Genomic DNA, 14,373 nt, shown 5'->3' with positions numbered 1-14,373 from the left:
CTGGGGTGTAGCCGGTCGCCGGTGGCGGTAAACCGTGACGACCGTCTCTACTTCAAGTTCCTGCGCAGTCGGGTGAAAAGTCGAGCGTTGCTCATTGCCACAATGCCAACGATGTCGTCCGGGTGGTCACCGTCTCGATAGGTCGCGACGAACTTCCTGTCCTCGATGGACCCATCTTCGACGCGAACGTCGTTCGTCGCTCGCCCGATGAACTGAATTCGCACGCCATACTGATCCGACCAGACGTAACCGCCGTTGGTGTGCGTTGCGACGGTCTCGCCCGCGAGCAAGTTGCGGGTGGCGATTTGCGCCTGTTCGGTCGCGGACGTCCAGTGCTCGGCGCGATGTCCGGCGCAGTTCGCGACGTCGCCGACGGCCACGACGTTCTTCAGGTTCGTCACGCCGCCCGCGTCGCACACGACGCCGTTGTCGACCTTGACCGGTCCGCCGGCGAGCCAGTCCGTCGCCGGACGCACGCCCACGCCCGCGACGACGACGTCGGCGTTGACATGACGGCCGTCCGCGAGGTTGATTCCGCCATCAACGTTGACTGAATCAACATTGACTCCGGTAATCAACGTTGATCCGTGGTCGGCGTGCAGCTGTCCACATGCGGCACCCATCTCCGCGCCGAGCACGCGCATGAGCGGTGCCGGCAGCGCTTCGATGACGGTGACCTCTTTGCCGAGCGCGCGTGCACTGGACGCGATCTCCGCGCCGATGAAGCCCGCGCCGATGACGCCGACGTGCTGTGCGTCGACGAACGCGTCGCGGAGCTTGATGGCGTCGTCGAGGGTGCGCAGGACGTGCGTGTTCGGGATTGTCCGCGGTATACCGCCGGTCGCGATGACGAAGCCGTCGGCCGCGACTGTGGTGCCGTCGCTGAGCGCCAGTTCGTGAGCAGAGAGCAGCCCGGTGGCTTGCACGCCGAGGCGCCAGTCCGCGTCGAGCGCGTCGAGGTCCTCCTGGTCCGCGAGCGGCACCGCCTCGACCTTGCCGAGGAGGAAGTCCTTCGAGAGAGGGGGTCGGTCATAGGGCAGATGCACCTCGTCGCCCACGATGACGAGCCGCCCGTCGAACCCCTGCCGGCGCAGTGCCTGCGCCGACCTCAAGCCGGCCAGTGATGCGCCGATGATCGCGATCGTCCTCACGCCACGTCCTCGTTCACTTCGACATCGACATAGACCTCTCCATCCTGCACGCGGACGGGATAGGTCTTCACCGGTCTTTTGGCGGGCAGACAAGTCGGCTCGCCGGTGCGAAGGTCGAAGCTCGCGGCGTGCAGAGGGCACTCCACGAAGCATCCCTCCAGCCATCCCTCGCTCAGCGAGGCGTCCTGGTGGGTGCACGTGTCGTCGACGGCATACAGAACACCGTCGGCGTTGAACACGGCGATCGGCGCATGAGGGCCGACGATGCGCACCGCCTCTCCCGGGGGCAGGTCCATGAGAGCGCAGGCGCGGATCATCGTCGGCCTCCGTTGCGTTACGCGGCACGCGTTCCGAATGACGCAACACAATGTGCGGCTCGAACGACCCGCCGTCAAGAGGCCAGCAGGTTGTTTTGCCTGCCGGTTACTGTTGCGCGATGAGCAACTCCGACTCGGCAGCTCAGGTGCAGTCCGTCGACAGAGCCATCAGCGTGCTCGAACTACTGGCCCAAGGCGAGGCCGGTATCACCGAAATCGCAGGTGAACTGGGTGTGCACAAGTCCACGGTGTCCAGACTCGTCTCCGTGCTGGAAGCGCGTGGCCTGGTCGAGCAGCTCGGGGAAAGAGGCAAATACGCCATCGGTTTCGGCGTCGTCCGGCTGGCCGGTGCCGCCACCGGCCGCATGGACCTGACCAAGCTCGGCCAGCCCGTGTGCCAGACGCTCGCGGACTCCTTCGGCGAAACCGTCAACATCGCCGTGCACGACGCCGGCGTGGCCATCAACATCACCCAGGCCCGCGGCTCCGCAGCCGTGTCGGCCGTGAACTGGATCGGCCAGCGCACGCCCCTGCACGCCACCTCGTCCGGCAAGATCCTGCTCGCCCACCTGGACCTGGACGAACGCAAGCGCTTGGTTTCCTTGCCGCTCGACTCGTACACCGAGAACACCGTGGTGGACGCCGGAACGCTGCTGGCCGAACTGGAGGAGGTCGCGGCGCAGGGGTTCGCGGCGTGCTTCGAGGAACTGGAACTGGGGCTGCACGCGGTGGCCGTCCCGGTGCGCGGGCACCGGGGCCAGGTGGTGGCGGCGATGAGCGCCTCCGGGCCGTCGTACCGGTTGTCACGCGAGCGGGTGCAGCAGATCGTGCCGACGATGTCCTCGGCGGCCGCTGATCTCTCGGCCCAGCTCGGCTATTTCGCGGGCTGATTCGCTGCGCCGTTCGGGTGAGACCTGTAACTCTGCGTCATCAGCAGTCGAAGGACCAGTACGGCTGTTCGCAGAAGGTCCCGAGGTGCCGCCATGAACGCTCGTGAACGCAAGTACCGCGGCCGTCCTCCGGCTGAGCGACGGGGCATAGCTCTGTGTCTCTCCGGAGGCGGCTATCGGGCGGCGCTGTTCCACCTGGGTGCGCTGCGACGGCTCAACGAGCTCGGCGTCCTGTCCAGAGTGGACACGATCTCGGCGGTCTCCGGGGGATCGATCCTGGCGGCGCACCTGCGGGTCAGCGTCGCGGACTGGCCGGAGCCGGGCGAGTCGATCCCGGACTGGGACAAGGTGGTGGCCGAGCCCTTCCTCGAACTGATGTCGGCCAACATCCGGACCAGGGCGATCCTGCAGAGACTGCGGCCGTGGAAGTGGATGCATCGGAGCACCGGCGTCGAGGCGCTCGCCGCCGCGTACGAGCAACGGCTCGGGCTGACCGGCAGGACGCTGGGTTCCCTGCCGAACCGCCCGCGGATGATCTTTTGTGCCACCGACATGGTCTTCGGCCAGAACTGGATCTTCGACTCGGGTACCGGCGACACCCCGTGGCGCATGGGGAGTTCCCGAGCCGGATACGCGAGCCCTGGCGAGGGGTGGCCGCTGGCGAAAGCGGTCGCCGCCTCCGGGTGTTTCCCGCCGGTGTTCAACCCGATGCCGGTCGGCGTGTCCGCCCACGAGTTCATCGAGAACGCGGACGAGGAACCGTACGACGGCGACGATCGGGATGCCCTGGTCGAGGCGGTGACGCTCAGCGATGGCGGCGTGTACGACAACATGGGGCTCGAACCGGTCTGGCAGGACCATGAAACCGTGCTGGTGTCCGACGGCGGAGCGGTGTTCCAGGCCCGCGGGCGCACGTGGCTGATCAAGCGGCTGATGCGCTACAGCGAGATCTCCGGCGATGGTGGTGAGGCGGTGCGCAAGCGCTGGCTCATGTCCGGGTACGGCCGCGGCGACTTCAAGGGTGCCTATTGGGGCATCGGCAGCGTCGCGGCGCACTATCCGACCGATCCGGAGGGATATCGCGAGAACTTGGTGACCAAGGTGATCTCCCGTGTGCGCACCGATCTCGACAGGTTCAGCACGGCAGAGCAGTGCGTCCTGCAGAACCACGGCTACCTGCTCGCCAACGCCGGCGTGCTGGACCACGCCCCCGAGCTCGTGAAGATCCGGCAGGACGCCAAGGCGCCTCATCAGGAGTGGATGGACCACGGCAGGGTGGCGGCCGAGCTGAAGGGCAGCGGCAAACGCCGCGTTCTCGGACGACGCTGAGCCCACAGCTCCCGTGATGCCCGGTTTGCACGGGCTCCACACCTCGGACGCCCGAACGCGGTATTGACACCGGGTCGCACTGGCCGCAGCTTGTTGCAGATAGCGGAACGAGTTCTGTTGCGCGCAACTGCGGCGAAGGGTGTCCAGATGCCTGGAGAAGTGCCTCGCGTGGTGCTGGTGGGGGCGGGGATCGTCGGTTGCGCGCTGGCCGACGAGCTCACCGGGCGCGGCTTCACCGACGTCACAGTGCTGGACCAGGCGCAGGGGCTCGCGGTCGGCGGGTCGAGCAGCCACGCGCCGGGCCTGGTGTTCCAGACGAACTCCTGCCGCAGCATGACCTCGTTCGCCCGCTACACGGTCGAGAAGTACACGGCGCTCGGCTGCTTCGACCAGATCGGTGGCCTGGAGATCGCCACCAGCCCCGAACGCCTCGCGGACCTGACGCGTCGCCACGGCTGGGCCACGGCGTGGGGTGTGGAGAGCCGGCTCGTCGGACCGGACGAGGTGGCGGAGCTGCATCCGTTGCTGGATCGGGAACAGATCCTCGGCGGCTTCCTGATTCCGGGCGACGGCCTCGCGAAACCCGTTGTCGCGGCGGAAGTTCAGGCGAAGCGGGCTGGTGAGCGCGGGGCGCGGTTCGTGTTCGGGCAGAAGGTCGTCGCGGTGGAGACGGCGGGGGACCGGGTCACCGGCGTGCGCACCGAGACGGACACCTTCCCGGCCGACATCGTGGTGTCGTGTGCCGGGATGTGGGGGCCGGTGCTGGGGGAGATGGTCGGGCTGAGCATCCCGCTCGTGCCGATGGCCCACCAGTACGTGTTCTCCGGTGACGTCAACGTCAGTGCGGAAGCGCTTGCGCGGCAACCGATTCTGCGGCATCAGGAGGCGGACCTGTACTTCCGCTCGCACGGCCAGGCGCTGGGCATCGGGGCGTACGGGCATCGGCCCATGCCGATCGCGGCCAGGGGCATCACCGGGTCGGAGCTGCCGTTCACCAAGGAGGACTTCGAGGAGTCGTGGGAGTCGGCCGTCGAGCTGATCCCCGCGCTGGCGGAAGCTGGGGTGGATCGCGGGTTCAACGGGCTGTTCTCGTTCACCAGTGACGGGATGCCGTTGCTGGGCGAACATCCACGGCTGCACGGCTTCTGGGTCGCCGAGGCGGTGTGGATCACGCACTCCGCCGGTGTCGCGAAGGCGATGGCCGAGTGGATCGTCGACGGGCAGCCGGAACTGGACCTGCACTCCAGCGACCTCAACCGGTTCGAGCAGGTGCAACTGGCGCCGGACTACGTGCTGGAACGCAGTTGCCAGAACTTCGTCGAGGTCTACGACCTGCTGCATCCGTTGCAGCCCATGGAGAGTCCGCGGCCGATCCGGACGAGTCCGTTCTACGGCAGGCAGCAGGAGCTCGGCGCGTTCTTCCTGGAGGCGTCCGGGTGGGAGCGGCCGCACTGGTACGAGGCCAACGCGAGCCTGCCCGAGGTCGCCGAGGTGCCGGAACGGGGCGAGTGGGCGAGCCGGTACTGGTCACCGATCTGCGGCGCCGAGGCGTTGGTGACGCGCAAGAGGGTCGCGCTGTTCGACATGACACCGTTGAAGCGGCTGGAGGTCAGCGGGCCGGGTGCGCTGGAGTTCCTGCAGCGCATGACGACCAACAACCTGAACCGCAAGCCGGGCGCGGTGGTCTACACGCTGCTGCTGGACGAGCAGGGCGGGGTGAGGAGCGACCTCACGATCGCGCGCCTCGACGCGACCACCTTCCAGGTCGGTGCGAACGGCAACCTGGACCTGGAATGGCTGCTCAAGCACGCGCCGGATGACGTCCACGTCAAGGACATCACGGCAGGCACGTGCTGCATCGGTTTGTGGGGACCGAAAGCACGCGACCTGCTCAACGAGATCTCGCACACGCTGGACACGCAGAAGGGTTACTTCACCGCGCAGAAGGCGTTCATCAAGAACGTTCCGGTGACCGCGTTGCGACTGTCCTATGTGGGCGAACTCGGCTGGGAGCTCTACACCACCGCGGACATGGGCCCCAAGCTGTGGGACACGCTGTGGGAGGCCGGTCAGAAGCACGGTGTCATCGCGGCCGGGCGCGGTGCGTTCAACAGCTTGCGGCTGGAGAAGGGCTACCGGTCGTGGGGCACGGACGTGACGACCGAGCACGACCCGTTCGAGGCGGGGCTCGGGTTCGCGGTGCGCAAGGACAAGGAGTTCGTCGGCAAGGCAGCGCTGGAGAGCCGTACGTCCACCAAGAAGCTCACCTGCCTCACGATCGACGACCCGCAGCAGGTCGTGATGGGCAGCGAACCCGTGTTCCACCAAGGAGAACCGGTCGGATACGTCACGAGCGCGGCGTACGGCTACACGACCGGGCTCAACATCGCCTACGCGTGGCTGCCCGCCGACGTCGGCGACGTGGAGATCGAGTACTTCGGCCGGAAGGTGAAGGCTCGCCCGGCGCAGGAGCCGTTGTTCGACCCCGAGATGAAGAGACTCAGAGGCTGACATGTCTTCTGGGACATCTTCTGGGACGGCCTACGACGTCATCGTCATCGGGCTCGGCGGCATGGGCAGTGCCGCCGCGTACCGGCTCGCCCAGCGCGGCAAGAGGGTGCTGGGGCTGGAGAAGTTCACGCCCGCGCACGCGAACGGGTCGAGCCACGGCGGGTCGCGCATCACCCGCCAGGCCTACTTCGAGGACCCCGCATACGTGCCGTTGCTGCTGCGCGCCCACGAGATGTGGGACCAGATCGAGCGCGACAGCGGGCAACAGATCTTCCACCGCGTCGGCGGAGTGCTGGTCGGTACGCCGGACAGCCGCACCATCGCCGGCAGCCGCGAGAGCGCCGAACGGTACGGCCTCAAACACGAAATGCTGAACGCGCGACAGATCCGCGAACGCTTCCCGACGATGCGCCCGGCCCCCGGCGAAGTCGCGCTCTACGAGGACGGCGCGGGTCTCGTCGTGCCGGAAGCGTCCGTGAGGGCTCACCTCGACCTGGCCACCAGGGCCGGCGCCGAGCTGCACTTCGAGGAGCCGGTGACCCACTGGGAGGGCGGCAGGGTCACCACGGCGCGAGCGACCTACGAGGCCGAGCGCGTCGTGGTGTGTCCCGGACCGTGGGCGCCGGAACTGTTGCGGGACCTGCGAATCCCGTTTGAGATCGAACGTCAGGTCCAGTTCTTCTTCACCCCGGCGGAGAACTTCCGGGACCATCCGGTCTACATCTGGGAACGCGACCGCACCTTCTACGGCTTCCCCGAGCTGGACGGTGCCGTGAAGGTCGCGATCTTCGGCAATGGCGACATCTGCACGCCGGAGACCATCGACCGCACGGTCGGGGTCCACGAGGTCCAGGCGATCGAAGACTTCATGCGACCGAAGATGCCGGGCATCGCCGGCACCTTGCAACGAGCTGCTACCTGCATGTTCACCAACACCGCGGACGGGCACTTCGTCATCGCGAAACACCCCGAACACGACAACGTGACTGTGGCGTGCGGCTTCTCCGGGCACGGCTTCAAGTTCGTGCCCGTCGTCGGCGAGATCCTGGCCGGCCTCACGATCGACGGGGCCACGCGGCACCCGATCGGACTCTTCGACCCTGCTCGCTTGAGAGGCGGAGCTTGACTTCTTCCCCTCATGAGCGAGGGGAATTCCTACGGCTCGCGCCGCGGGGTTTTCTGCTTCGTCGCCGACCGCCCGCCCGGAGTGTTCCGTTGAGGTCTTACATCGGCTCCACAGACTGTCACCGCCAGCCCGGCGGCCAGGATGTTGCGTGCCGCGTTCACGTCCCGGTCATGGGTCGTGCCGCAGGGGCAGGTCCAGGTGCGCATGTGGAGCGGCATCGCTGTCGCGAGCGCGCCGCAGACCGAGCACAGCTTGGACGACGGGAACCAGCGATCAACGGTGATCACGTCCCGTCCGTACCAGTCCGCTTTGTACTCCAGGAACTGCCGAAACTGTCGCCAGCCCGCATCGCCGATCCCGCGAGCCAAGCGACGGTTGCCGATCATGTTCGACACCGTGAGGTCCTCGATCACGAGCGTTTGGTTGTCGCGCACGAGTCGAGTAGTGATCTTGTGCAGGGAGTCGGCACGCTGATCGGTGATCCGGGCGTGCACACGAGCCACCCTGACACGTGCCTTGGCCCGATTGCTGCTGCCCTTCTGCTTGCGGCACAACGCCCGCTGAGCCCTCGCCATCGCCATCCGATCCCGGCGCTCATGGCGGGGGTTGCTGATCTTCTCCCCGGTCGACAGGGTCAGCAGATGATCGAGGCCTACATCGATGCCCACCACCGCATGGGTGGCGGGCAACGGCGTCACGCTGGCGTCTTCGCACAGCAGCGACACGAACCAGCGTCCGGTCGCGTCGCGCGACACGGTCACCGTCGAGGGCACCGCGCCCTCGGGCGGCGGCCGCGACCAGCGGACGTCCAACGGTTCGGCCATCTTCGCCAGCGTCAACGTTCCGTCACGCCACCGGAACGCCGAGCGCGTGTACTCGGCGCAGGCACGCGACTTCTTCCGCGACTTGAACCGCGGATACCGCGCACGCTTGGCGAAGAAGTTCGTGAACCCAGTCTGCAGATGCCGCAACGTCTGCTGCAGTGGCACAGCGGATACGTCGCTGAGGAATGCGAGTTCCTCGGTGCGTTTCCACAGGGTCAGCATCGCCGATGTGGCCTCGTAGCCGACCCGTTCCCCGCGCTGCGTCCACGCCTCCGTGCGTGCCTGCAACGCCAGGTTGTACACCTTGCGGACACACCCGAACGTGCGCGCCAGCTCCGCCGCCTGCGCCTCAGTCGGATAGAAGCGGTACTTGAATGCCCGCTTCACCTGCCCGTTCACCGTTCACAAACTACCAAATCGCTGTGTGCCCCACGGGGTGGGTTGTGGACGTCGTGTCGCCGTGACGGCGAGACGGTTTTCCTGCCCTGCTCCGCCAGGGTCCGAATCTTCCCCGCCCTGAAGGACGGGGTCTCCTCGGAGGGCTTCAGATGACCGGCAGCCTGATCTCCACCCTTGAGGGCCGCTACTACACCGATCCCGCGATCTTCGAGCGGGAGCAGGCGAACATCTTCGAGAAGATGTGGTTCTGCGCGGTCAAGTCGGGTGACCTCGCCAGCCCCGGCGACTTCCGCACCGTGCAGGTCGGCCGCGAAAGCGTGCTCATCGCCCGAGACCGCAAAGGCGGCCTCAACGCGTTCCTCAACGTCTGCCGGCACCGCGGCGCGCGGATCTGCGTCGACGAGGCCGGCAGCGTCAAACGCGCGTTCCAGTGCCCTTACCACGCCTGGACGTACGCGTTGGACGGCAACCTGATCGCCGCACCCAATCTCACCTCAATGCCAGACGTCGACCGCGTTGCGTATGGACTGACGAAGGTGCATTTGCGCGAGTGGCTCGGGTACGCCTGGGTGAACCTCGCCGAGGACCCGCCGAGCTTCGAGGACGACGTCTTGAGCGCCGTGACCGAACGTCTCGGCACGCTCGAGGGCATCGACGGCTACGAGATCGACCAGTTGTCCGTGGGCAAACGAATCGTCTACGACGTCAAAGCCAACTGGAAGCTCATCATCGAGAACTTCATGGAGTGCTACCACTGCGCGACGATCCACCCCGAGCTCACCGAGGTGCTGCCCGAGTTCGCCGACGGCTACGCGGCGCAGTACTACGTCGGGCACGGCGCGGAGTTCGGTGACGAGATCAAGGGCTTCACCGTCGACGGCAGCGAGGGCTTCGAAAAACTTGCGTCGTTGGAAGAGGAACGCGACCGGAAGTATTACGCCATCACCATCAAACCGCAGGTGTTCATCAACCTCGTGCCGGACCACGTGATCCTGCACCGCATGTACCCGGTGGCGGTCGACCGGACCGTCGTCGAGTGCGATTGGCTCTACGCCAAGGAAGTGGTCAACACCGGGCGTGACGTCTCTCGCTCGGTCGAGCTGTTCCACCGGGTGAACGAGCAGGACTTCGAAGCATGCGAGCGTTGCCAGCCGGCGATGGCCTCACGCGCCTACGCGCGCGGCGGGGTGCTGGTGCCCTCAGAGCATCACATCGGCGGTTTCCACGACTGGCTCGTCCAGAAACTGGAATCAGCCGACTAGGGGATCGACTGGTCACCCGTGTACGGCGAAAGCTTGCACGGGTGATGGAGCAGACGGACTTCTTGCTCCCGGACGGGGAGCACGACCTCCTCCGCCGCATCCGGCAACTAGCCGAGCGCGCGGAACGGACGGCGCACAACCGGTCCAACTTCGTGGGACCGCCGCCGTCGCAGGAGCACCTGGACATCCTCGCGGAGATCAGGACTCTCTCCGAGGAGATGACCACGGGCACGTCCAGAACAGGAAGACGGGCCGAGGCGTTGCCCCGGCCCGCCAGACCTGCGGACGATCTCATCGTCCCAGGGAAGATGTGACTGTCAGCGGCGCTGGCCGCGCACCATCTTGACGAGACCCTTCATGGTCTCCTCCAGCCCGGAGCCGAACGGGTTGTCGTGCACCAGGTACGTCCAGGTCGAACTCGGACGCTTCACCCCGGCGTCGGTGAGGTCGAAGCCGTCATCCGTGATCTTGGCGGCTTCGTAGGAGTCACCCGCCTGTTCCCACGACTCCGGCACAATCTTGTTGAACGCGGGAATCGCCTCGCGGTGGAACTCGTCCAGCGGGTTCTGCCGCGCGAGCGCGCGCAGGTGGATGCCCTCACGCAGGTCTGACAGGAACGTCAGGTGGTGCGTCCACAGGTCGTCGAGGTAGAAGAGCGTGATCTTGCGCGCGGCCTCGGCGGCCACCTCGTCCGACGCGCCTTCCTTCTCACCGAGCTTCTCGAACGCCGCGTCCGTGCGCAGCACCACGTCGCGGTGCTTGAGCAGCAGCTGCCGCTGGTGCTCGATCAGCTTGTTGTAGCGCCAGGTGTTGCGGTGGATCTCCAGGTTCACGCCCTCGGCCACGCGCTGCGCGTGCTCGAAGGTGTGGATCAGGCCCTTGTCGTTGACGCGGCCGTCGGAGTCCACATCGGACGGATCCTCGGCGTCCGGCGCGTACTGGGTGATCAGCTCGTCCTGCATCGACGAGAAGAACACCGAGCCGCCGGGGTCGCCCTGACGTCCGGCACGGCCGCGCAGCTGGTCGTCCAGGCGCGACGACGAGTGCCGCCCGGTGCCGATCACGTACAGGCCGCCCAGCTCGGCGATCCGGTCGTGGTCCTCGCCCTCGTGGCCGCCGAGACGGATGTCCGTACCGCGACCGGCCATCTGGGTGGAGACGGTGATCCGCTGGTACGAGCCCGCGTCGGCGATGATCGACGCTTCCTCGGCGTCGTTCTTCGCGTTCAGGACCACGCACTCGAGCCCGGCGTCGCGCAGCTTGGAGGAGATCCGCTCGGACTCCGCGACGTCCAGCGTGCCGACGAGGATCGGCCGACCGGACTCGTGGGCGGTCTTGATCTCCTCGACGATCGCGTCTTCCTTCTGCTCCAGCGTCGCGTAGAGGCGGAAGTGCTCGTCCTCGCGGATGTTCTCCTTGTTCGGCGGGATCACGAGCACCTCGAGCTCGTAGAACTCGCGCAGGGTCTCCGCGACGGCGACCGCGGTACCGGTCATGCCGCAGCGCGTCGGGTACCGCCCGAGCAGCGCCTGGACCGTCATCGAGTCGAGGATCTCGCCCGACTCGGTCGTCTGGACGTTCTCCTTGGCCTCGACCGCGGCCTGCAGGCCGTCCGGCCACCGCTGCAGCTTCGCGATGCGGCCGCGGGAGTCGTTGATCAGATGCACCTTGCCGTCGCGCACGATGTAGTCGACGTCGCGGTGCAGCAGCACCTGCGCGTGCAAGGCGACGTTCACCTTCGACAGCGTGGAGGTGACGTGCTCCTGCGAGTAGAGGTCGATCTCGCCGAGCGCGCGCTCGACGGCCTCGGAGCCGGCGCCGGTGAGGAAGACGTTGCGCTCTTCGTCGTCGATCTCGTAGTGCAGGTTCTGCCGGAGCCGCTTCACCAGGTCCGCGATGACGGGGTCGGCGGCCTCGGCGCTGGTCGAACCGGCGAGCACGAGCGGCACGCGGGCCTCGTCGACGAGCACCGAGTCGGCCTCGTCGATCAGCGCGACCTGCTGCTCGGGCACGATCAGGTCCTCGGGCCGGGTGGCGATCCGGTCGCGCAGGACGTCGAAGCCGATCTCGCTGACCGGCGCGTACGTGACCTCGCACTGGTAGGCCTCGCGGCGCTCCTCGGCCTTCGAGCTGCCGTTGATCCAGCCGACCGTGACGCCGAGCAGCCGGTACAGCGGGCCCATCCACTCCGCGTCGCGCTGGGCGAGGTAGTCGTTGACGCTGACCACGTGGACGCGCTTGCCCTTGATCGCGAACCCGGCCGCGGCCATGGCGCCCGCGAGCGTCTTGCCCTCACCGGTGGCCATCTCGACGACGAGCCCGCTGAGCATGCCCAGCGCACCCAGCACCTGCACGTCGAACGGACGTTGCCCGATGGCGCGCTCGGCGGCCTCACGCGTGAGGGCCACGAGCTCGGTGTCGTCGCTCTCCTCGCGCAGCTTCGTGGCGTGTGCCGTCAGCTCCTCGTCGCTGAACGCTTTGAACGCGTCAGCGTGTTTCTCCACGTCCTTGAGCAGTGCCTGGAACGGGGCGAGGTCGACTGAGCCCGGTTTCTGCGCGAACCTGCGCATCCGCTGCTTGAAGCGCGCCATGAGAGTGGTCACGACGCAGCAACGTACGGCATCGCCTCAGGGTTCCGCAGAGGTCTTGACTGTGAAGCCGGAAATGTCCGGTTGGACGCGGCATCGGTCACGAAAGTCCCAGCTCAGCGGTCGGCTTCCCGTCGCGGCGGATCAGGCTCGTCAGCACGCCGTCGTTGAGCGCGATGGCCGCGGTGACCGCCGGTGCGCCGAAGAAGCAGATGGTCTTCTCGAAGTGATCGCCGAGGACGCCGAACGCGTGGTCCTTCGACACGAAGATCATGTAGTCGCCGTTGGGATAGTGGGAGTACTCCCACTCGTCCAGGTCGTCGACATTCGTCACCCGGTGCGGCCGGTACTGCGAGGACGGATGGACAGCGTCGTGATGAAACACCGAGTCCCAGTACTCGACGCACTCCCGCAGCACGTCACACACCAGCTGAGCCACCGGACGAGCAGCTTCGGGAAACGGGGCGCCGGGCGTTCCGCAGGGCGGCAGCGCCCACACGACTGAGGGGACGGGTTCGTTGATCGCCGGCGAGCTGGTGCGGCTGAACCCGAACTCGCCGACGAAGTCCCGCCACAGTTCACGCCCTAGGTCATCGTCCAACTCCACCCATGCGTACTCCGGCACGGTCAGCACACTAGCCATCGGCCCGGTTGGTGCCACGACGCGTGGCACCAACCGGTACTGGGGCTAGACGGGTTTGTGCGTCTCCGGCAGCTTGATCACCGACACGAGCGTGCACAGGCCCATGACCAGCAGGAACGCCGACACCGACATCGACGTCCCGGTCGCGCCCAGCAGCGCCGTCATCACGAACGGCGTGCCACCGCTGACCAGGATCGACGCCAGCTGGTACGCGAGAGAGGCGCCCGAGTACCGCACGTGCGGCTCGAACAGCTCACCCAGGTAGGCGGCGATGGGTCCGTACACAAGAGAGGACGCGATGCCTCCGACCGTGGACGCGACGAACAGCAACAGCAGCGAGCCTGTGTCCACGAGCAGGAAGTACGGGAACGCCCACACGATCAGACCGATGGTGCCCGCGATGATCAGCGGACGGCGGCCCAGGCGGTCGGACAGGTGCCCGGCGTAGAGGATCACCGGGATGCTCACGAGCGACGACAGCAGGCTGACCACCAGCACCGACTCGCGGGACAGACCGAGCGTGGTGGTCGCGTAGGACAGCACGCCCGCGATCGACACGTAGAAGATCGCGTTGGAGGCGAACATCAGGCCCGCGCCGAGCAGGATCGGCTTGCGGTGCGTGCGCAGGGCCTCCTTCAGCGGTGCTTGCGCCACGGCGGGTCCTGACGCACGGCGTTCCTTCAACTCACGGAAGACGGGGCTGTCCTCGACCTTCAGTTGGATGAACAGCACCACGGGGAAGAGGAGCGCGCTCGCCAGGAACGGGATGCGCCAGCCCCACGCCGCGAACGCCTCCGGCGAGAGAGAGGTGGTGGCGCTGATGAACGCGACGTTGCCCAGCAGCACGCCGATCGGCACACCGGCCTGGCCGAACGTGCCCGCGAAGCCGCGCTTCTTCGGGCCCGCGGACTCGGTCAGCAGCAGGACGACACCGCCCCACTGCCCGCCGACCGCGATGCCCTGCAGGAAGCGCAGCAGCACCAGCAACAGGGGCGCGCCGACGCCGAGGGACGCCGTGGTGGGCAGCAGGCCGATGAGGAACGTCGCCGCCGCCATCAGCCCGAGGCAGATGACAAGGGCCGGCTTGCGGCCGACCTTGTCGCCGACGTGACCGAAGACCAGTCCGCCGATCGGGCGTGCGATGAAGCCCGCCCAGAACGTGCTGAACGACAGAAGCAGCGCCACGATCGGCGTTGCCTCGGGGAAGAACAGCTTGGGGAACACCAGTGCCGCGGCTGTCGCGTAGATGAAGAAGTCGTACCACTCAAGACTCGAACCAACGAGTCCGGCTGCCATGAGCCTGCGTAAGGTCTTCTGCTCCGTAGGGGCGACG

Annotated in this window: 12 protein-coding genes; 6 read left to right on the top strand and 6 right to left on the bottom strand. The window is 67.0% G+C overall.

The features are described 5' to 3' along the window. Positions 1 to 47: 47 nt before the first annotated feature. Together ACWGE0_RS26705 and ACWGE0_RS26700 are read right to left on the bottom strand one after the other, a co-directional pair. On the bottom strand, positions 48 to 1,151 hold the full coding sequence (locus ACWGE0_RS26705) for an NAD(P)/FAD-dependent oxidoreductase (RefSeq protein WP_452263636.1): 1,104 nt from the start codon (positions 1,149 to 1,151) through the stop codon (positions 48 to 50). Continuing rightward, positions 1,148 to 1,468, bottom strand: coding sequence for a bifunctional 3-phenylpropionate/cinnamic acid dioxygenase ferredoxin subunit (locus tag ACWGE0_RS26700; RefSeq protein WP_452263635.1), 321 nt, complete (start codon positions 1,466 to 1,468; stop codon positions 1,148 to 1,150). The genes ACWGE0_RS26705 and ACWGE0_RS26700 overlap by 4 nt, the downstream gene beginning before the upstream one ends. Positions 1,469 to 1,587: 119 nt before the next feature. On the opposite strand from ACWGE0_RS26700, the gene ACWGE0_RS26695 reads away from it, so the two are divergent. The 4 genes from ACWGE0_RS26695 (at position 1,588) to solA (ending at position 7,324) form a co-directional block, all read left to right on the top strand. Beyond that, on the top strand, positions 1,588 to 2,358 hold the full coding sequence (locus ACWGE0_RS26695; protein WP_452263634.1) for an IclR family transcriptional regulator: 771 nt from the start codon (positions 1,588 to 1,590) through the stop codon (positions 2,356 to 2,358). 93 nt (positions 2,359 to 2,451) lie between these two features. Then, the gene (locus ACWGE0_RS26690) at positions 2,452 to 3,687 is read left to right on the top strand and encodes a patatin-like phospholipase family protein (RefSeq protein WP_452263633.1); all 1,236 of its coding nucleotides are present in this window, start codon (positions 2,452 to 2,454) and stop codon (positions 3,685 to 3,687) included. 147 nt (positions 3,688 to 3,834) lie between these two features. Next, on the top strand, positions 3,835 to 6,198 hold the full coding sequence (locus ACWGE0_RS26685; RefSeq protein WP_452263632.1) for a GcvT family protein: 2,364 nt from the start codon (positions 3,835 to 3,837) through the stop codon (positions 6,196 to 6,198). A gap of 1 nt (position 6,199) precedes the next feature. Further along, positions 6,200 to 7,324: an N-methyl-L-tryptophan oxidase gene (solA, locus tag ACWGE0_RS26680; RefSeq protein WP_452263631.1), complete on the top strand. Its 1,125-nt coding sequence runs from the start codon at positions 6,200 to 6,202 to the stop codon at positions 7,322 to 7,324. A 29-nt stretch (positions 7,325 to 7,353) separates the two neighbouring features. Here the strand turns inward: solA and ACWGE0_RS26675 are convergent, their stop codons facing one another. Then, complete coding sequence (locus tag ACWGE0_RS26675) at positions 7,354 to 8,547, bottom strand: RNA-guided endonuclease InsQ/TnpB family protein (protein WP_452263630.1); 1,194 nt, start codon at positions 8,545 to 8,547, stop codon at positions 7,354 to 7,356. 149 nt (positions 8,548 to 8,696) lie between these two features. On the opposite strand from ACWGE0_RS26675, the gene ACWGE0_RS26670 reads away from it, so the two are divergent. Together ACWGE0_RS26670 and ACWGE0_RS26665 are read left to right on the top strand one after the other, a co-directional pair. Then, on the top strand, positions 8,697 to 9,809 hold the full coding sequence (locus ACWGE0_RS26670) for an aromatic ring-hydroxylating oxygenase subunit alpha (RefSeq protein ID WP_452263629.1): 1,113 nt from the start codon (positions 8,697 to 8,699) through the stop codon (positions 9,807 to 9,809). A gap of 44 nt (positions 9,810 to 9,853) precedes the next feature. Then, positions 9,854 to 10,123 (top strand): hypothetical protein, encoded by a 270-nt coding sequence (locus tag ACWGE0_RS26665; protein WP_452263727.1) that lies wholly within the window; start codon positions 9,854 to 9,856, stop codon positions 10,121 to 10,123. Between the two features lie 3 nt (positions 10,124 to 10,126). Here the strand turns inward: ACWGE0_RS26665 and secA2 are convergent, their stop codons facing one another. From secA2 to ACWGE0_RS26650, 3 genes are all read right to left on the bottom strand, one after another. Then, entirely contained in the window at positions 10,127 to 12,412 is a 2,286-nt protein-coding gene (gene secA2 / locus ACWGE0_RS26660) for an accessory Sec system translocase SecA2 (RefSeq protein ID WP_452263628.1), read from the bottom strand. A gap of 85 nt (positions 12,413 to 12,497) precedes the next feature. Next, positions 12,498 to 13,040 (bottom strand): DUF2716 domain-containing protein, encoded by a 543-nt coding sequence (locus ACWGE0_RS26655; RefSeq protein WP_452263627.1) that lies wholly within the window; start codon positions 13,038 to 13,040, stop codon positions 12,498 to 12,500. A gap of 45 nt (positions 13,041 to 13,085) precedes the next feature. Next, positions 13,086 to 14,336: an MFS transporter gene (locus ACWGE0_RS26650; protein WP_452263626.1), complete on the bottom strand. Its 1,251-nt coding sequence runs from the start codon at positions 14,334 to 14,336 to the stop codon at positions 13,086 to 13,088. Between the last annotated feature and the right edge of the window lie 37 nt (positions 14,337 to 14,373).

The sequence above is a fragment of the Lentzea sp. NPDC054927 genome (assembly GCF_053610285.1).
Note: the sequence above shows the minus strand (reverse complement) of the source record. Positions and strands in the feature narration are given on the sequence as shown.